Raw genomic sequence first — 17,264 nt, 5'->3', positions numbered from 1 at the left:
ACAACAAGCCCGGGCATGACGACGTGGTGACGATGTGCTTATTTCCGCCTACGCCGCCTGCTCGCGCGGCTGGGTGATCGCAATGTGCTGGCAGTGCGCGAGCGGCGTCGTGCCGTTGGCGACGACGAGCGCGTCGAGCTCGACGAAGCGGTGGCCCTTCTTCTCGTAATTCGCCGTGACCTTGGCCCGCGCGGTGATCTCGTCGCCGGTGCGTCCCGCAGACAGCAGCTGCATGCGGCTGCCGACGTGGATCCACGGGCCGAGAATGGTGTTGTCGACCAGCACGCGGTTCATGACCCGCTGGATCAGGCCGGGATGGCCGAGCCCTTCGCGCGCAAAGATCGGATCGGTTTCCCTGACATCGGCGAGATAGTCGGTCGCGTCCTGCCCGGCCCACCGGCGCGGCTCGGTGCCCAGCCATTTGCCCGTCTCGAACGTCGCCGGACTGACCGGCTTGCGCTTGGCGACCACGGGGACCGCGACATAGTCGCTCAGCGACACCGCCGGCGCTGCCGCCGGCAGCGAGGCCGTGCCTGTCGCGCAGAGCTCGGTGCGGCTGAACACTTCGATCGTCAGCAAGCCGTTGTGCTCGGTCGCATCGACATCGGCAGGCTCGCCATCATAGACCGGCTTGATGAAGCGGGCCTCGATGAGCCCGCGGCTCAGAAAATCACGGCCCCACCGCGCCACCGGCACGTGCATCATGTAGGCGAAGACATCAACGCCGGGGACAAGCCCGCCGGAAAAGCCGAAGCGGCGCGCCACGGTGTCGTCATGCATCTTGTTTTCGGATTGCTTGGCGGTGTTGTAGGCCTCGACGCGCCAGGTTTCGAGCCGGTCCGGCATGGGGACATCTTCCCTGTTCTTGTTGTTTCGGGCTGATCGTAGGCCCCAGGGAACACCGGTCAATCCCCTCGCCTTTGCGGCCTGAATGGGGTACCACGCGGCGAATGACTGACACCCCCACCCGCATCTATGTCGACGCCGACGCCTGCCCGGTGAAGGACGAGATCTATCGCGTCGCGCTCCGGCACGGCGTGCCCGTGAGCGTGGTCGCCGGCAATTTCATCCGTGTGCCACCCGATCCGCTGATCGAGCGTATCGCCGCAGGCGCCGGCATGGACGCTGCCGACGACTGGATCGTCGAGCGCGTCAAGTCCGGCGACGTCGTCGTCACATCGGACATTCCGCTTGCGAGCCGCTGCGTCAAGGCCGGCGCTGACGTGATCGCCCCGAACGGCAAGCCGTTCACGGAAGAGTCGATCGGGATGACGCTGGCGGTGCGCAATCTGATGACGGATCTGCGCTCGGCCGGCGAGGTCACCGGCGGCCCGCGATCATTCGCACCGCGCGACCGTTCCGCCTTCCTCTCGGCGCTCGACCAGACGCTGCGCCGGATCCAGCGCCGCCGCGCCGATCAGGCCGCTACGAGCCAGAATTTGAGTCAGGGCTGACATGGCGCCGCCGCTGATCCAACTCAAGGACATCAGGCTGACCTTTGGCGGCACGCCGCTGCTGTCAGGCGTCGAGCTCAACGTCGCGCCATCCGAGCGCGTCTGTTTGATCGGCCGCAACGGCTCGGGCAAGTCGACGCTGCTGAAGATCGCGGCCGGCCTCGTCGAGCCCGACGGCGGCACGCGCTTCGTGCAGCCGGGCGCCACCGTGCGTTACCTGCCGCAGGAGCCCGACTTCGGCGAGCACAAGACCACGCTTGCCTATGTCGAGTCCGGTCTCGCGCCCGGCGACGATCAGCACCAGGCGCGCTACCTGCTGGAGCAGCTTGGCCTGACCGGTGACGAGAACCCGCATAATCTCTCCGGCGGCGAGGCCCGTCGCGCGGCGCTGGCGTATGTGCTAGCGCCCTCGCCTGACATTTTGCTGCTGGACGAGCCGACCAACCATCTCGATCTCGCCACCATCGAATGGCTGGAACAGGAGCTCGACTCCAGGCGCAGCGCGCTGGTGATCATCAGCCACGACCGCCGCTTCCTCACCAATCTCTCGCGCTCCACGGCTTGGCTCGACCGCGGCCGGATCAAGCAGATCGATCGTGGCTTTGCCTCGTTCGAGAGCTGGCGCGACGAGGTGCTGGCGGAAGAAGAGCGCGACCAGCACAAGCTCGACCGCAAGATCGTCGACGAAGAGCACTGGCTGCGCCACGGCGTCTCCGGCCGGCGCAAGCGCAACGTCAAGCGTCTCGGCAATCTGCATGCGCTGCGCGACCAGCGGCGCAACTATCGCGGCACGGCCGGCACCGCCAGTCTCGCGGCGGCCGAAGCAGAGCAATCCGGCAAGCTGGTGATCGAGGCCAAGGGCGTCACCAAAGCCTATGGCGAGCGCAAGATCGTCGAGAATTTCTCGACGCGCATCCAGCGCGGCGACCGGCTCGGCATCATCGGGCCGAACGGCGCCGGCAAGACCACGCTGGTCAATCTGCTCACCGGCGGCGGGGAACCGGACTCCGGCACCCTACGTCTCGGCGCCAATCTGGAGGTAGCGACGCTGGATCAGCACCGCGAAAGCCTCGATCCGAAATCGACGCTGGCTGAAGCCTTGACCGGCGGGCGCGGCGACCAGATCATGGTCGGCGGCAAGCCGAAGCACGTCGTCGGCTACATGAAGGACTTTTTGTTCGCGCAGGAGCAGCGCGGCACGCCGGTGGAAGTCCTCTCGGGCGGTGAGCGCGGCCGGCTGATGCTGGCGCGCGCACTGGCAAAACCCTCGAACCTGCTGGTGCTGGACGAGCCGACCAACGACCTCGACCTCGAAACGCTCGACGTCCTCGAAGACATGCTCGGCGACTACGAGGGCACCGTCATCCTGATCAGCCATGACCGCGACTTCCTCGACCGCGTCGTCACCTCCGTGATCGCGCCCGAGGGCAACGGCAAGTGGACCGAATATGCCGGCGGCTACAGCGATATGCTGACCCAGCGCGGCGCGGATTTGAAGCGCGAAACGGCGAAGGCCCAGCCGGTTGCGGAGAAGAGAGAGGAGCGCGCCGCTGCTCCCGCCTCCACACCGAAACGCAAGCTGAGCTTCAACGAGAAGCACGCGCTGGAAACGCTGCCGAAGAAAATGGAAACGCTGCAGGCGGATATTGCAAAACTGCAGCGCGTGCTCGACGATCCCAACCTCTACGCCAAGGATCGCAAGACATTCGACGACACCTCCGCCGCTATCGCGAAGGCGCATGATGAACTGTCTGCCGCTGAAGAGCGCTGGCTCGAACTTGAAATGCTTCGTGAAGAAATAGAGCAGGCCTAGCGCGCATTCCGCAAAAGTGGGCACCGGTTTTGCGATCAGAATGCGCGCCAACTAAGAGACTCCCATGACAACTCCCCTCGCCGCAAAAATCGCCCGCGAATACGGCACGCCCTGCGCCGTCATCGACATGGACAAGGTCGAGCGCAACATCGCGCGGATCCAGAAGGCCTGCGACGAGGCCGGAATCGCCAACCGTCCCCACATCAAGACCCACAAGAACCCGACCATCGCCAAGATGCAGGTCGCGGCCGGCGCGAAGGGCATCACCTGCCAGAAGCTGGGCGAAGCCGAGATCATGGCCAATGCCGGCATCGACGACATCCTGATCAGCTACAATCTCCTCGGCGAAGAGAAGATGGCGCGGCTCGGTGCGCTGCAGGCCAAGGCCAACATGACGGTGGCCGCCGACAATTCGACCGTCGTTGCCGGCCTGCCCAAGGCCGCGGCGGCGTCGGGCCGTCCGCTCTCGGTCGTGGTCGAATGCGACACCGGGCGCAAGCGCGCCGGCGTCGAGACGCCGGCGGAGGCGATCGCGCTAGCACGCGAGATCGCGAGCTCGAAGGGGCTCGAATTCGCCGGCTTCATGCTGTATCCAACCGAGACCGGCTGGGCGGACGCGCAAAAATTCTACGACGAAGCGCTGGCCGGCGTGCGCGCGCACGGGCTGGACGCAAAAATCGTCTCGACCGGCGGTACGCCGAACCTGAAGAACATCGGCAAGCTCAAGGGCGGCACCGAGCATCGCTTCGGCACCTACATCTACAACGACCGCATGCAGGTCGCTGCGGGCTCGGCGACCTGGGACGATTGCGCGCTGCATATTTACTCGACCGTGGTCAGCCGCGCCGCACCCGAGCGCGGCATTCTCGATGCCGGCTCGAAGACGCTGACCACGGATACCGGCGGTCTCGACGGCCACGGCCTGATCCTGGAGCACCCCGAAGCCAAGATCGCGCGCTTCGCCGAGGAGCACGGCTTCCTCGATCTCTCCCGCAGCAACACTCGGCCCAATGTCGGCGACGTCGTCCGCATCGTGCCCAACCACGTCTGTGTCGTCGTCAACATGATGGACGAGGTGGTGATGGTCCGCGGCGAGGAGATCATCGGCACGCTGCCGGTGGCGGCACGCGGGAAGTTGCGGTAGGCATTGCTCTGGTAGGGTGGGTTAGCCGAAGGCGTAACCCACCACTCCTCTCGATGCAGATACAGACGTGGTGGGTTACGCTTCGCTAACCCACCCTACGACCTGGCGAGCCACGCCAGCACGCCTCTGCCCGCGGCGGCTCCCGTCGCGAACGAGGCCTGCAGCAGATAGCCGCCGGTCGGCGCCTCCCACTCCAGCATCTCGCCGGCGGCGAACATGCCGGGCAATTTTCGCAGCATGAAGCGGCCGTCGAGCTCATCGAAGGTGATCCCGCCCGCAGTCGAGATCGCGCGATCGATCGGGGCAACGCCGGTGAGCTGCACCGGAATGGCGTTGATCAGCTGCGCAAGCTCGGCGGGCGAGAACGCGGCCAGTGGCCGGCCGGACACGATGGCGGCCTCCTGCATCAGGCCGATTCCGACCGGCGACAATTGCGCCGCCTTGCGCAGGAAGTTCGCGAGCGATTGCTTGCCGCGTGTCCCTGATAGCCGCGTGGTCAGGGCGGCGGCGTCGAGGTCCGGCCGCAATGCGATCAAAAGCGTCGCCTGCCCGAGACTGAGCACCGCCTCCCGCAACTCCGCCGACAGCGCGTAGATCGCGCCGCCTTCGATGCCGCTACGCGTGATCATGGCTTCGCCCCGCACCGTATGCGCGCCGATCGTCAGCGCCACGCCCTTGAGCGGCTGGCCCTCGAAACGATCGCGGAACACATCGGACCAGGCGACCGTGAAGCCGGAATTGGCCGGCCGGAGCTTTGAGATGGCAACGCCCTTCGCGGCGAGGATGTCGGCCCAGCTGCCATCCGACCCCAGCCGCGGCCAGCTCGCGCCGCCGAGCGCGAGCACGGTGGCGTTGGCAGTGACGACCGCCACGCCATCGGGCGCTCGAAACACCAGCCGCCCCTCGTCATCCCAGCCGGTCCAGCGATGACGAAAGGCAAACCGCACGCCGCTCGCATCGAGCCGCCGGAGCCACGCGCGCAGCAAGGGCGAGGCCTTGAACGCTTTTGGAAACACCCGCCCGCTGGTGCCGACGAAGGTCGGCTCACCCAGGGCTTCGCTCCACGCGCGCAACGCCTCAGGCGAAAACGCCTCGATCGCCGCCTGCAGCTTCGGGGCCGCCTCGCGATAGCGCGCCATGAATTCCGACAGCGGTTCGCTGTGGGTGAGATTGAGCCCGCCGCGGCCGGCCATCAGGAATTTTCGGCCCGCGGACGGCATCGCGTCGTACACGGTGACGCGCGCGCCGCCCTGCGCCTGCACCTCCGCCGCCATCAGCCCGGCGGGACCGGCCCCGATGACGGCGACGTCGGTCAGAGCTTGATCCCCGCCCGCGCCGCGGCCTGCGCCACGTATTTCTGCGTCTGCTCGAACGCCCCGGTCAGCGCCTTGGCTTTCGACATGTCGCTGATCTCCGCGAAATGCGCGGCCACCGCGTCCGGCGTCCATTCGGTCTCCGGCAGGTTGATGCCCTCGCTCTCCACGATCTTGATCACCGCGAAGGAGCCAGCACCGGCGCCCATGATGGTACGGGTCGGAGCGTCTTCGCTGAGCATGTACTCGACCGCGGGCGTGATCGCGTTCGGCTTCATCAATTGCAGCGCCTGCGGCGGCAGCAGCTCTTCCGTCATGCGCGTCGCCGCCGTCGGCGAGATGATGTTGACGCGGATGTCGGACTTGCGGCCTTCCTCGGCGAGCACGTTCATCAGGCCGACCATGCCGGACTTGGCCGCGCCGTAATTGGCCTGGCCGAAATTGCCGTAGAGGCCGGAGGACGACGTCGTCAGCACGATGCGGCCGTAATTGCGGTCGCGCATGCCGGCCCAGGCCGCCTTGCAGCAATAGAAGGTGCCGACCAGATGCACGTCGAGCACTTTCTGGAAGTCGGCCGCTTCCATCTTGCCGAACGACTTGTCGCGCAAAATGCCGGCATTGGCGCACAAGAGATCGACGCTGCCCCATTCCTTGGTGGCGCGCTCGACCATGGCGGTGACCTGTTCGAAATTCGAGACGTCGGCGCCATCCGCCATCGCGGTGCCACCGGCTTTGCGGATTTCCTCGACCACGGTCTCGGCCGGCGACAGCGAGCCACCGGTGCCGTCACGCGCGCCGCCGAAATCGTTGACGACGACCTTGGCGCCGCGGCTGGCCAGTCCCAGCGCATGCGCACGCCCCAGACCATTGCCCGCGCCGGTGACGATGGCGACGCGTCCGTCGAACCTGATTGCCATGAGTGCTTTCCTACATGCTAGTCGTCATGGGCGGGCTCGACCCGGCCATCCATCAAATTGACAGGCTTTTGAGCAGCGATGGCTGGCCGGGTCAAGCCCGGCCGCCCTACGCGAAATAGATCAGACCCAGCCACTCCGCGACCAGCGCCGGCTTGTCCTCGCCTTCGATCTCCACGGTGACGTTGGTGCGGGACTGCAGCTCGTTGGGCTTGCGGAGCTTGGCTTCGGCCAGCACGAAACGGCCGCGGACGCGCTTGCCGGAACGCACCGGCGAGATGAAGCGCAGCTTGTCGAAACCGTAATTGACGCCCATCGTGGTGCCCGCGATCACGGGCATCACCTCATAGGACATGATCGACAGCAGCGACATCGTCAGGAAGCCGTGCGCGATGGTGGTGCCGAAGGCGGTCTCCTTCTTGGCCCGTTCAGGGTCGACATGGATGAACTGATGATCTTCGATCACATCGGCATAGGTGTCGATGCGCGGCTGATCGATCAGGTGCCATGAGGACACGCCGATCTCCTTGCCGACCATGGCCTGATAGGCTTCCAAGGAAATCGGCGGCTTCTTCCAGACTTCGTTCATTTAGCAACTCCAAATGCCGTCATTCCGGGGCGCGCGAAGCGCGAGCCCGGAATCCATCGCGCCACGGCGTCTGTTGCAAGATGGATTCCGGGTTCGATGCTACGCATCGCCTCGGAATGACAAGCCTACTTAGGTCTCACTCCGTGTTTTCGGCAGTTCCGGAAAATCCTCCTCACGGAATTCCCGGCCGCGCAGCGGATCGTTGCGATCATCGTCGCGCTCCAGCCTGCGTAGCTGCACCCGGCGGATTTTTCCAGAGATCGTCTTCGGCAGCTCGGTGACGATTTCGAGGCGACGGATGCGCTTGAACGGGGCGAGCCGCGTGTGCAGGTGCTGGAAGATCGACAGCGCGGTCTCAGGCGTCCGCTCCGCGCCCGAGGTCAGCAGCACGAACGCCTTGGGGATCGCGAGCCGGATCGGATCCGGGCTCGGCACCACCGCGGCTTCTGCGACCAGCTCATGCTCGAGCAACACGCTCTCCAACTCGAACGGACTGATCCGGTAATCCGACGACTTGAACACGTCGTCGGAGCGGCCGACAAAAGTAAGATAGCCCTCGTCGTCTTCGAACACGACATCGCCGCTGCGATAGAGCTCGCCCTCGGCGCCGGAGAGCTTGCCGTCGTCGCTCTGATAGCCCTGCATCAGCCCGGCGGGGCGCTCGGCGCCGAGCACCAGTGTAACTTCGCCTTCCCTGGCGGGATGGCCGTCAGCATCGCTGATCTGCACGCGATAGCCCGGCAGCGGCCGGCCCATCGAGCCGATCTTGATCTTCTGGCCCGGCGAGTTGCCGGCGAGCGCGGTGGTTTCGGTCTGGCCGTAGCCGTCGCGGATGGTGAGCCCCCAGGCGGACTGCACCCGATCGATCACTTCCGGGTTGAGCGGCTCGCCGGCGCCGCAGACCTCGCGCAAGCTCACCTTGAAGGAGGCAAGGTTCTCCTGGATGAACAGCCGCCACACCGTCGGCGGCGCGCACAGCGTGGTGACGCCACAGCGGCCGATGGTGGCGAGCAGGCCCTTAGCATCGAAGCGCGGCTGGTTGACCACGAACACGGTGGCGCCCGCATTCCACGGCGCGAAGAAGCAGCTCCAGGCATGCTTGGCCCAGCCGGGCGAGGAAATATTGAGATGGACGTCACCCGGCTTCAGCCCGATCCAGTACATGGTCGACAGATGGCCGACCGGATAGCTGCGCTGGCTGTGCAGCACGAGTTTCGGCTTCGCCGTCGTGCCCGATGTGAAATAGAGCAGCATCGGATCGTCGGCATTAGTCGGGCCGTCGGCGCTAAAACTCTCCGGGGCCTTTGCGGCCTCATCATAGGAGAGCCATCCGTCGTGAGCCGTGCCGACCACGATGCGAACGATGTTCTCGGCACCAAGGTTTGCGAACTTCGCGACCTGATCCTCGGCGGCGATCACCGCCTTGGCCTTGCCGCGATCGAGGCGATCGCGCAGCTCGTCCGCGGTGAGCAGCGTGGTCGCGGGGATCACGACGACGCCGAGCTTCATCGCCGCCAGCATCGTCTCCCACAGCGGAACCACATTGCCGAGCAGCAGCAGAAGATGATCGCCGCGGTTCAGGCCCTGCGCGCGGAGGAAGTTCGCCACCTGGTTCGAGCGCTTCGAGAGCGCCGCGAAGGACAGTTTTGTCTGCCGGTCCTGCGCGGCGTCGACGATCCAGAGCGCGGGCCGGTCCTTGGCTTCGGCGTCCTTCGCCAGTTCGTCGAACCAGTCGAGCGCCCAGTTGAAGGGAACCGGATCCGGCCAGCGGAAGCCTTTGACCGCTGTCTCGTAATCCGTGCGGTGCTTGAGCAGAAACGCGCGCGCGTCCTGAAATGTCGTCATGTTCCGGGCCTGTCGAAATGATCTTCGAACGTAACCCGGATGGAGCGAAGCGCAATCCGGGGCCGGCTACGCCATTGAAGCAGCTGACCCGGATTTCGCTTCGCTCCATCCGGGCAACGAAGCCTCGCTATTTTCCAGCGAGGCTGCGAACGTGCTTGATAATTCCGGAAAAATCCACCCCACCTTGCCCGGCTGCGTCGAAAGACTGATAGATCTCCTGCGCATGCTTGCCGAGCGGGGTGGCCGCGCCCGCAGCCTTCGCGGCGTCCTGCGCCAGCGTCAGATCCTTCACCATCAGCGCCGAGGCAAAGCCCGGCTTGTAGTCGTTGTTCGCGGGCGAAGTCGGCACCGGACCCGGCACCGGGCAATAGGTCGTCAGCGACCAGCACTGGCCGGACGAGGTCGAGGCAACGTCGAACAGCGCCTGATGCGAGAGCCCGAGCTTCTCGCCGAGTGCGAAAGCTTCGCTCACCGCGATCATGGAAATGCCGAGGATCATGTTGTTGCAGATCTTGGCCGCCTGCCCTGCGCCGGCGCCGCCGCAATGCACGATCTTCTTGCCCATGTTCTCCAGCACGGGCTTTGCCGCCGCGAATGCACTCTCCTCGCCGCCGCACATGAAGGTGAGCGTCGCGCCCTTGGCGCCGCCGGTGCCGCCGGAGACCGGCGCATCCACCGAGAGCACGCCGTGCTTGCCGGCGAGCGCATGCGCCTGCCTCGCACTCTCGACGTCGATGGTGGAGCTATCGATGACCAGCGCACCCTTGGTCATCGCGGGAAGGATTTCGTTCCAGACGCCGAGCACATGCTTGCCGGCCGGCAGCATTGTGACGACGACATCGGCGCCCTTTACCGCGCCCGCGGCGCTGTCGGCGATGCCGGCGCCGTCGGCCTTGGCCTGATTGCGCGAGGCTTCGACGAGATCGAACGCCACCACCTTGTGGCCGGCCTTCACGAGGTTGGCGGCCATCGGGCCGCCCATGTTGCCCAGACCAATGAATGCGATCGTGGCCATTGTCGTCTCCTCCGCTTCAATCGTTGATTAGTTGAACTTCAGCTCGTCGGCGCCGATCTCGGCGAGATACGGCGCAAGCATCTCTGGCGTCACATCCTCGATCCGCGGCGGCGACCAGATCGGATTGCGGTCCTTGTCGATCACGGCCGCGCGCACGCCCTCGCGAAAATCATCGCTGCGGAACACCTCGAGCGCGGCACGGTACTCGCGCACCAGGCATTCCTCCAGGCTCGACGCGGTGCGCGCCAGTCGCAACAATTTCAGCGTCACCACCATGCCGCGCGGTGATTTTTCGTTGAGCGTCTTCAGCGTGGCCAGCGCGAACTCCGAGCCGTCACGTTTCAGAGCGGCAAAGATATCTTCCATCCGGTCGAAGCCGAACAATGCGTCGATAGCAGGCTCTTTTGCCGCGACCGGTCCCGCGGTCTCGCCCGTCGCAAAGCCGTTGATGAGCTTGCCAATATCGGCCGCAGTTACGCCTGGACGAACCTTGGTCAGCGCCTCGCGCAGCTCCGGCCATTTGGCCGTCGGCACCACGGCGTCGGCGAATTTGGCGTGGATCGCGTCGGGTCCGTTCATGGTCTGGCCGGTCAGGCCGAAGTAAGTGCCGATCTCGCCCGGCGAGCGCGACAACAGAAAGGTGCCGCCGACGTCAGGAAAGAAGCCGAGCCCGACTTCGGGCATCGCGAGCTTGGTGCGATCGGTGACGATGCGATGGCTGGCATGGGCGGAGAGCCCGACGCCGCCGCCCATCACGATGCCGTCCATGAAGGCGATATACGGTTTGGGGAATTTCTTGATCCGGGCGTTGAGGATGTATTCCTCGCGCCAGAGGATCTTGCCGAGGTCGCCGTTGACCTTCGAGCTCTCCCAGAGCGTGCGGATGTCGCCGCCGGCACAGAGGCCGCGCTCCCCGGCACCTTCCAGCACGATCACGGCGACGGCGGAATCGGCCTCGAAGCGATCGAGCGCTTTGTCGATGTCGCGAAACATTTCCAGCGTGACGGCGTTGATGGCCTTGGGACGATTGAGCCTGATCACCCCGGCCGCGCCCTCGACGCGCGCGACCAGATCGCCCTCTTCCACCGAACTCATCGCGCGCCCTCGATCAGTTTGCGCGCCACGATGAGCCGCATGATTTCATTGGTGCCTTCGAGGATCTGGTGCACGCGCAGATCGCGCACGATCTTCTCGATCCCATATTCGCTCAAGTACCCGTAGCCGCCGTGAAGCTGCAGCGCATGGTTGGCGACCTCGAAGCCGACATCGGTGCCGAAGCGCTTTGCCATCGCGCATAGCATGGTGGCATCGGGGTCCTTCCGGTCCAACGCCGCGGCGGCGCGCCACAGGAAGGTGCGCGCGGCCTCGAGCTCGATCGCCATGTCGGCGAGACGGAATTGCAGCGCCTGGAATTCGTCGAGACGCTTTCCGAAGGCCTTGCGCTCCTTCATGTAGGCGCGCGCCTTGTCGAGCGCGGTTTGCGCGCCGCCCAGCGAGCACGCGGTGATGTTGAGGCGGCCCCCATCGAGACCGGCCATCGCGATCTTGAAGCCGATGCCCTCCCCGCCGAGGCGGTTGGTAACAGGCACGCGGGCGTTCTCGAACATCACGGCGCGGGTCGGCTGCGCGTTCCAGCCCATCTTGCGCTCATTGGCGCCGAAGGAGACGCCCGGCGTCTTGCCGTCGATGACGAGGGTCGAGATGCCGCCCGGGCCATCGCCGCCGGTGCGCACCATCGCGACCAGCAGATCAGTACCGCCGGCACCGGAGATGAACTGCTTCTGGCCGTTGAGAACGTAGTGATCGCCATCGCGCACCGCGCGGGTGCGGAGCGCCGCGGCATCCGAGCCCGCGCCCGGCTCGGTCAGGCAGTAGCTGGCGATCAGCTCCATCGAGCAGAGCTTTGGCAGCCATGTATGACGCTGGGTGTCGCTGCCGAAGGCATCGATCATCCAGCTCGCCATGTTGTGGATCGAGATGAAGGCGGAGGTGGTCGGGCAGCCCGTCGCCAACGCCTCGAAGATCAGCGCCGCGTCGAACCGCGTCATCGCGGATCCCCCGACATCCTCACGGATGTAGATGCCGCCCATGCCGAGCGTGGCGGCCTCGCGCATCACGTCGACGGGGAAGTGCTTCTCCTCGTCCCAGCGCAGCGCGTGCGGCGCGATCTTCTCCGCCGCAAACGCCAACGCCATGTCGCGAACCGCGATCTGATCCTCGTTCAGAGCGAACTGCATGCTGCCGTTACCCTCTTGCCCCATCGTCATTGTGAGCGCAGCGACGTGTCCGCCGAAGCCTTTGGCGAAGGCGGAAGCAATCCAGGCTGCCTCCGCGGAAAGACTCTGGATTGCTTCGTCGCTACGCTCCTCGCAATGACGGGCCGGGCAACAGCCCTACTTCATCAGCGGGATCGAGAACTCCGCACCTTCCTTGACGCCGGACGGCCAGCGCGAGGTCACCGTCTTGGTCTTGGTGTAGAAGCGGACCGAGTCCGGACCGTGCTGGTTGAGATCGCCAAAACCCGACTTCTTCCAGCCGCCGAAGGTGTAATAGGCAATCGGCACCGGGATCGGCACGTTGATGCCGACCATGCCGACATTGACCTTGGCTGCGAAGTCGCGGGCGGCGTCACCGTCGCGGGTGAAGATGGCAACGCCGTTGCCGTAGTCATGCTCGGACGGCAGCGCCAGCGCTTCCTTGTAATCGTGCGCGCGCACGACCGAGAGCACCGGGCCGAAGATCTCTTCCTTGTAGATCCGCATATCCTTGGTGACGTTGTCGAACAGCGAGCCGCCGAGATAGAAGCCGTTCTCGTAGCCCTGCATCTTGAAGCCGCGGCCATCGACGGCGAGCGTCGCGCCTTCCTTGATGCCGATGTCGATGTAGCCCTTGACCTTCTCGACCGCCTCGCGCGTCACCAGCGGGCCGTAATCGGCGGACGGATCGATCGAGGTGCCAATCTTGAGCGACTCGACGCGCGGGATCAGCTTTTCCATGAGACGGTCGGCAGTGGACTTGCCGACGGGGACCGCGACGGAGACAGCCATGCAGCGCTCGCCGGCCGAGCCGTAGCCCGCGCCGATCAGCGCATCGACCGCCTGGTCCATGTCGGCATCCGGCATGATGATGGCGTGGTTCTTGGCGCCGCCGAAACACTGGCAGCGCTTGCCCGTTTGAGCTGCGCGCTCATAGATGTACTGCGCGATCGGCGTGGAGCCGACGAAGCCGACGGCCTTGATATCGGGGTCGTCGAGGATGGCGTCTACCGCCTCCTTGTCGCCGTTGACGACGTTGAGGATGCCGGCCGGCAGGCCGGCCTCGATCATGAGTTCGGCGAGCAGCATCGGCACGCCGGGATCGCGCTCGGAGGGCTTGAGGATGAAGGCGTTGCCGCAGGCGATCGCGGGCGCGAACTTCCACATCGGGATCATCGCCGGGAAATTGAACGGCGTGATGCCGGCGACGACACCGAGTGCCTGGCGCATCGAATAGATGTCGATGCCGGGGCCGGCGCCTTCGGTGTATTCGCCCTTCATCAGATGCGGGATGCCGCAGGCGAACTCGGCGACCTCGAGGCCGCGCTGGATGTCGCCCTTCGCATCGGGGACGGTCTTGCCGTGCTCGCGGGCGAGCAGCTCGGCCAGCTTGTCGTAGTCGCGCTGAACCAGCTCGACGAATTTCATCATGACGCGGGCGCGGCGCTGCGGGTTGGTCGCGGCCCATTCGGGCTGTGCTGCGCGGGCGTTCTCGACGGCGGCCCGGACCTCGGCCTTGGACGCCAGCGCCACCTTGGCCTGGACGTCACCGGTCATCGGCTCGAAAACGTCGGCGGTGCGGCCAGAGGTGCTCTTTACTTCCTTACCACCGATGAAATGTCCGACTGAACGCATGGAATGATCTCCTTGAGGCCGAGCTTGAACGCTTTGACAAATCCTATCGACCTGCATTTTATAGGATTCAAGTCTGAGATAATGCACCATAGATGTGCGAAAATGCTGGATCAAGGCGCTATCGATTGGGACGACTTTCGCTTCGTGCTGGCCATCGTGCGGGGCGGCTCGGTTTCGGCTGCGGCAAAACAGCTCGGGGTCGACCATGCCACGGTGATCCGCCGCGTCGACCGGCTAGAGAAGCACCTCTCGGCCAAGCTGTTCGACCGGCGCAAGACCGGCTACCTCCTCACCGAGGCCGGCCAGCGCGTCGCCGATAGCGCGGAAGCGATGGAATCGACCATCGTTGCCAACCAGGAGCAGGTCGGCGGCTCCGTGGCGCGGCTGACGGGGACGGTGCGGATCGGCGCGCCCGACGGGTTCGGCACGGCCTTCCTGGCGCCGCGGCTGGCCCCCTTTGCCGACCGGTATCCCGATCTCGATCTGCAACTTGTGGCCACCGCGCGGCTGTTCAGTCTCTCCAAGCGCGAGGCCGATATCGCCATCAGCCTGACCATGCCGAAGGAAGGTCGCATTGTCGGCCGCAAGCTGCTCGACTACCGCCTCGGCCTCTATGCCGCACCTGGCTATCTCGATCGCTTCCCTGCGATCACCTCGCGGCAGGATCTGCCGCAACACCGCTTCGTCGGCTACATCGAAGAGCTCTTGTTCACGCCGGAACTCGATTATCTGCCGCAGGTGTCGCCGCGGATTTCGGCGCGCTTCCGCAGCGCCAATCTGATCGCACAGCTCAATGCCACGCTGTCGGGCTTCGGCATCGCGGTGCTGCCGCACTTCATGGCGAGCGATTATCCGCAACTCGTTCCGGTGTTGCCCGAGGAGATCTCGATCACGCGGACATTCTGGATGCTGATGCACGCCGACAGCAAGGATCTGGCGCGGATCAGGGCGGTGGCCGATTACATCGGGGAGATCGTGGAGCGCGAGCGGGCGCTGTTTGCGGGACGCACTTCGTAGGGTGGGTTAGCCGAAGGCGTAACCCACCACGCCTGCCTCCGCGGAAATCGAAGAGGTGGATTACGCTTCGCTAATCCACCCTACGCATTCAATGGCACCTCGGCTAGCTCTTCGCCTTCTTTGGCGCAGCAGCCTTCGGTTCGCGCTTCGCGCCCTCCAGCGCACTGTCCCTGCCCACCTTCAACACCTCGTCGGAGAGCTCGCTCGACCCTGCAATGCGCGCCAGCAGCATGGTGCCGGCCATCGTCGCCAGCGTCGCAACCGCCTGCTTGCGTGCGGCCTTGCGCGGCATGTTCGGAATGTTGTCCGCTAGCACCTCGATCATCTCGTCGAGCTTGCCGGCAAAGGCCTTTCGCGCCTTCGGGCTCTCGCGGGCAATCTCGGCACCGAGCGCCGGGATCGAGCAGCCATGGCCGGGATTGTCGCGATGCAACGCCGACAGGTAGGCCTCCGCGATCATCGCCAGCCGCTTGTCCGGCGAAACCTCGTCGGTGATCTTGCGCCAGTGTTCCATCGAGCGGTCCATCGCGTAACCGAACGCCTCGATCACCAGCGCCTCGCGGGAATCGAAATGCGCGTAGAAGCCGCCATGGGTCAGGCCCGCCTCCTTCATGAGGTCGGCCACGCCGATGCCATGGGCGCCCTTTTCGCGCAGCCGCACAGAGGCCCTCTTCACGATACGGTCGTGGGTTTCCTGCTTGTGTTCCCGGGAGTAGCGCATGCGGTTCTCATTGAATGTCGATGGTCATCTCATAACACGCAAATGACGAAAAGGGTGCATTAATTCATGTTAAGTTGCTTCCGATCATGGAAAACGTCGCGGTTGCGTGCACCGCAAGGGCGCCCTTGCCGTCCCGGACGAAGCCTTCGGCGTAGCTGGTCTGCCGCCCCAGCTTGATCACCTTGCCTTCGGCCGAGATCAGGCCTGAGCGAACCGAGAGCGGACGCAGGAAGGTCATTTTCAGGTCGAGCGTCACGGAGCTCTGCCCGGCTTCCAACCGGGTCGAGATCGCGCATCCCATCGCGGTATCGAGCAGCGCAGCTGCTGTCGCGCCGTGGATGAGGCCAATGGTATTTTCGAGATCCTCGCGCGGCTCCAGTTCCATGACGATCCGGCCCGGCTCGACCACCCCCACCGTGAAGCCGATCAGTTTTGCAAAAGGCGGCGGCGGCAGCCGGCCATCGCGAATGCCCAGCATGGCGTCCATGCCCGACAGGCTCATTGCTACTTTCGCGACCGGCGCCGGCACCTGCCAGTCCACCACGCGCTCGCGACGCTGTGCGGGCGAAAACAGATCGAGTTGGTCGGGTTCAGTCATGGGATCCCTTTTGTATGTTACTCGTCATACTATGCCACGGACTTCGCCCTTGCAACTCGCCCCACCCCGCTTGACAACAAGGACGTTTCGGCCCGGAAGTGGCACCGACCCGCGCGCCTCGCGCCTGTCCACGAAACCTTCGAGATGCCACGATGGAAATGCTCACCCCCCACTGCGGCGTGACGCGCGATACGCGCGGCGTCGTTCATGTCGCGATCTGCAACGCGGGCCCGCTCAATATTCTCGGCTCGCCGGTGATCGACGACGTGCGCGAAGGCCTGCAGCAGCTCAGCTCGGACCGCAGCATCCGCGTCGTGGTGCTGCGCGGCCAGAGCGAGAAGAGCATGATCGGGGGCGCCGACATCAAGGAGATGGCCAAGCTCGACCAACGATCGGCCGAGGCCTTCATCAGCCGCCTGCGCGATCTCTGCGAGGCCGTGCGCGCCTTCCCCGCCCCGGTGATCGCGCGCATGCCCGGCTGGTGCCTCGGCGGCGGCCTCGAAGTCGCCGCCGCCTGCGATTTCCGGATTGCCGCGCATGATGCGCATTTCGGCATGCCGGAGGTTCGCGTCGGCATCCCCTCGGTGATCCACGCAGCGCTGTTGCCCCGTCTGATCGGCTGGGCCCGCGCGCGCTGGCTGGTGATGACGGCGGAGAATATCGACGCGCCGACGGCGTTCGCCTGGGGCCTGGTCGACAAGGTGGCGCCCGAAGACGGCCTGGATGCGGAGATCGAGCACTTGGTGAAAGCATTGCTCGAATGCGGCCCCGAAGCGCTGCGCTCGCAGAAGGCCCTGCTGCGGCAGTGGGAGGAACTGCCGCTGACGGAGTCGGTGAACCTCAGCGTCAAGGTGTTCGGCGAGTCGTTCCTGACGGACGAGCCGACGCGGCTGATGCAGGCGTTTGTGAACAGGAAACGGTAGGATGCAGGCTCCGGTGCCCCGGACGCAG

The 17,264-nt window shown here is 65.3% G+C and carries 16 protein-coding genes; 5 read left to right on the top strand and 11 right to left on the bottom strand.

All coding sequences use genetic code 11. The features are described 5' to 3' along the window. Positions 1-48 precede the first annotated feature (48 nt). Positions 49-846, bottom strand: coding sequence for a hypothetical protein (locus XH81_RS35555; protein ID WP_028145113.1), 798 nt, complete (start codon positions 844-846; stop codon positions 49-51). 104 nt (positions 847-950) lie between these two features. On the opposite strand from XH81_RS35555, the gene XH81_RS35550 reads away from it, so the two are divergent. The 3 genes from XH81_RS35550 (at position 951) to XH81_RS35540 (ending at position 4,411) form a co-directional block, all read left to right on the top strand. Next, a complete protein-coding gene (locus tag XH81_RS35550) occupies positions 951-1,454 on the top strand; it encodes a YaiI/YqxD family protein (protein WP_028145114.1) in 504 nt (167 codons plus the stop codon). 1 nt (position 1,455) lies between these two features. Continuing rightward, positions 1,456-3,267 (top strand): ABC-F family ATP-binding cassette domain-containing protein, encoded by a 1,812-nt coding sequence (locus tag XH81_RS35545; protein ID WP_028145115.1) that lies wholly within the window; start codon positions 1,456-1,458, stop codon positions 3,265-3,267. 64 nt (positions 3,268-3,331) lie between these two features. Then, complete coding sequence (locus XH81_RS35540; RefSeq protein ID WP_028145116.1) at positions 3,332-4,411, top strand: D-TA family PLP-dependent enzyme; 1,080 nt, start codon at positions 3,332-3,334, stop codon at positions 4,409-4,411. 95 nt (positions 4,412-4,506) lie between these two features. Here the strand turns inward: XH81_RS35540 and XH81_RS35535 are convergent, their stop codons facing one another. The 8 genes from XH81_RS35535 to XH81_RS35500 form a co-directional block, all read right to left on the bottom strand. Beyond that, positions 4,507-5,727, bottom strand: coding sequence for an NAD(P)/FAD-dependent oxidoreductase (locus XH81_RS35535; RefSeq protein WP_080670325.1), 1,221 nt, complete (start codon positions 5,725-5,727; stop codon positions 4,507-4,509). After that, a complete protein-coding gene (locus XH81_RS35530) occupies positions 5,724-6,641 on the bottom strand; it encodes an SDR family NAD(P)-dependent oxidoreductase (RefSeq protein WP_028145118.1) in 918 nt (305 codons plus the stop codon). The genes XH81_RS35535 and XH81_RS35530 overlap by 4 nt, the downstream gene beginning before the upstream one ends. Positions 6,642-6,747: 106 nt before the next feature. Further along, entirely contained in the window at positions 6,748-7,227 is a 480-nt protein-coding gene (locus tag XH81_RS35525; protein ID WP_028145119.1) for a MaoC family dehydratase, read from the bottom strand. Positions 7,228-7,356: 129 nt separating this feature from the next. Further along, positions 7,357-9,072, bottom strand: coding sequence for an AMP-binding protein (locus tag XH81_RS35520; RefSeq protein WP_028145120.1), 1,716 nt, complete (start codon positions 9,070-9,072; stop codon positions 7,357-7,359). Positions 9,073-9,199: 127 nt separating this feature from the next. Continuing rightward, positions 9,200-10,108, bottom strand: a complete 909-nt coding sequence (gene mmsB, locus XH81_RS35515) for a 3-hydroxyisobutyrate dehydrogenase (RefSeq protein WP_304489545.1) — start codon at positions 10,106-10,108, stop codon at positions 9,200-9,202. Between the two features lie 6 nt (positions 10,109-10,114). Further along, complete coding sequence (locus XH81_RS35510; protein ID WP_028145121.1) at positions 10,115-11,182, bottom strand: enoyl-CoA hydratase/isomerase family protein; 1,068 nt, start codon at positions 11,180-11,182, stop codon at positions 10,115-10,117. After that, a complete protein-coding gene (locus XH81_RS35505; protein WP_028145122.1) occupies positions 11,179-12,324 on the bottom strand; it encodes an isobutyryl-CoA dehydrogenase in 1,146 nt (381 codons plus the stop codon). Before XH81_RS35505 ends, XH81_RS35510 begins: the two co-directional genes overlap by 4 nt. A gap of 156 nt (positions 12,325-12,480) precedes the next feature. Next, on the bottom strand, positions 12,481-13,977 hold the full coding sequence (locus XH81_RS35500; RefSeq protein WP_028145123.1) for a CoA-acylating methylmalonate-semialdehyde dehydrogenase: 1,497 nt from the start codon (positions 13,975-13,977) through the stop codon (positions 12,481-12,483). Between the two features lie 102 nt (positions 13,978-14,079). Here XH81_RS35500 and XH81_RS35495 point away from each other — a divergent pair, with 102 nt between their 5' ends. Beyond that, complete coding sequence (locus XH81_RS35495; RefSeq protein WP_028145124.1) at positions 14,080-14,994, top strand: LysR family transcriptional regulator; 915 nt, start codon at positions 14,080-14,082, stop codon at positions 14,992-14,994. A gap of 103 nt (positions 14,995-15,097) precedes the next feature. On the opposite strand, the gene XH81_RS35490 is transcribed toward XH81_RS35495, so the two are convergent. Next, on the bottom strand, positions 15,098-15,715 hold the full coding sequence (locus tag XH81_RS35490; protein ID WP_028145125.1) for a TetR/AcrR family transcriptional regulator: 618 nt from the start codon (positions 15,713-15,715) through the stop codon (positions 15,098-15,100). A 64-nt stretch (positions 15,716-15,779) separates the two neighbouring features. After that, positions 15,780-16,313 carry a PaaI family thioesterase gene (locus XH81_RS35485; RefSeq protein ID WP_028145126.1) on the bottom strand — a complete coding sequence of 178 codons (534 nt, stop codon included), beginning with the start codon at positions 16,311-16,313 and terminating at the stop codon, positions 15,780-15,782. A 152-nt stretch (positions 16,314-16,465) separates the two neighbouring features. On the opposite strand from XH81_RS35485, the gene XH81_RS35480 reads away from it, so the two are divergent. Next, on the top strand, positions 16,466-17,236 hold the full coding sequence (locus XH81_RS35480; RefSeq protein ID WP_028145127.1) for an enoyl-CoA hydratase: 771 nt from the start codon (positions 16,466-16,468) through the stop codon (positions 17,234-17,236). The last annotated feature ends 28 nt before the right edge of the window (positions 17,237-17,264 follow it).

This window comes from Bradyrhizobium sp. CCBAU 25360, assembly GCF_028128695.1.
Lineage (GTDB): Bacteria > Pseudomonadota > Alphaproteobacteria > Rhizobiales > Xanthobacteraceae > Bradyrhizobium > Bradyrhizobium ottawaense.
This window is presented reverse-complemented; position numbering and strand designations above follow the sequence as displayed.

Excerpts from the sequence above, each read along its gene's own strand:
- XH81_RS35525 (WP_028145119.1), bottom strand. The coding sequence starts at position 7,227 with ATGAACGAAGTCTGGAAGAAGCCGCCGATTTCCTTGGAAGCCTATCAG.
- XH81_RS35480 (WP_028145127.1), top strand. The coding sequence starts at position 16,466 with ATGGAAATGCTCACCCCCCACTGCGGCGTGACGCGCGATACGCGCGGC.
- XH81_RS35510 (WP_028145121.1), bottom strand. The coding sequence starts at position 11,182 with ATGAGTTCGGTGGAAGAGGGCGATCTGGTCGCGCGCGTCGAGGGCGCG.
- XH81_RS35520 (WP_028145120.1), bottom strand. The coding sequence starts at position 9,072 with ATGACGACATTTCAGGACGCGCGCGCGTTTCTGCTCAAGCACCGCACG.
- XH81_RS35530 (WP_028145118.1), bottom strand. The coding sequence starts at position 6,641 with ATGGCAATCAGGTTCGACGGACGCGTCGCCATCGTCACCGGCGCGGGC.
- XH81_RS35545 (WP_028145115.1), top strand. The coding sequence starts at position 1,456 with ATGGCGCCGCCGCTGATCCAACTCAAGGACATCAGGCTGACCTTTGGC.
- XH81_RS35555 (WP_028145113.1), bottom strand. The coding sequence starts at position 846 with ATGCCGGACCGGCTCGAAACCTGGCGCGTCGAGGCCTACAACACCGCC.
- XH81_RS35505 (WP_028145122.1), bottom strand. The coding sequence starts at position 12,324 with ATGCAGTTCGCTCTGAACGAGGATCAGATCGCGGTTCGCGACATGGCG.
- XH81_RS35490 (WP_028145125.1), bottom strand. The coding sequence starts at position 15,715 with ATGCGCTACTCCCGGGAACACAAGCAGGAAACCCACGACCGTATCGTG.
- XH81_RS35500 (WP_028145123.1), bottom strand. The coding sequence starts at position 13,977 with ATGCGTTCAGTCGGACATTTCATCGGTGGTAAGGAAGTAAAGAGCACC.
- XH81_RS35485 (WP_028145126.1), bottom strand. The coding sequence starts at position 16,313 with ATGACTGAACCCGACCAACTCGATCTGTTTTCGCCCGCACAGCGTCGC.
- XH81_RS35550 (WP_028145114.1), top strand. The coding sequence starts at position 951 with ATGACTGACACCCCCACCCGCATCTATGTCGACGCCGACGCCTGCCCG.
- XH81_RS35495 (WP_028145124.1), top strand. The coding sequence starts at position 14,080 with ATGCTGGATCAAGGCGCTATCGATTGGGACGACTTTCGCTTCGTGCTG.
- XH81_RS35540 (WP_028145116.1), top strand. The coding sequence starts at position 3,332 with ATGACAACTCCCCTCGCCGCAAAAATCGCCCGCGAATACGGCACGCCC.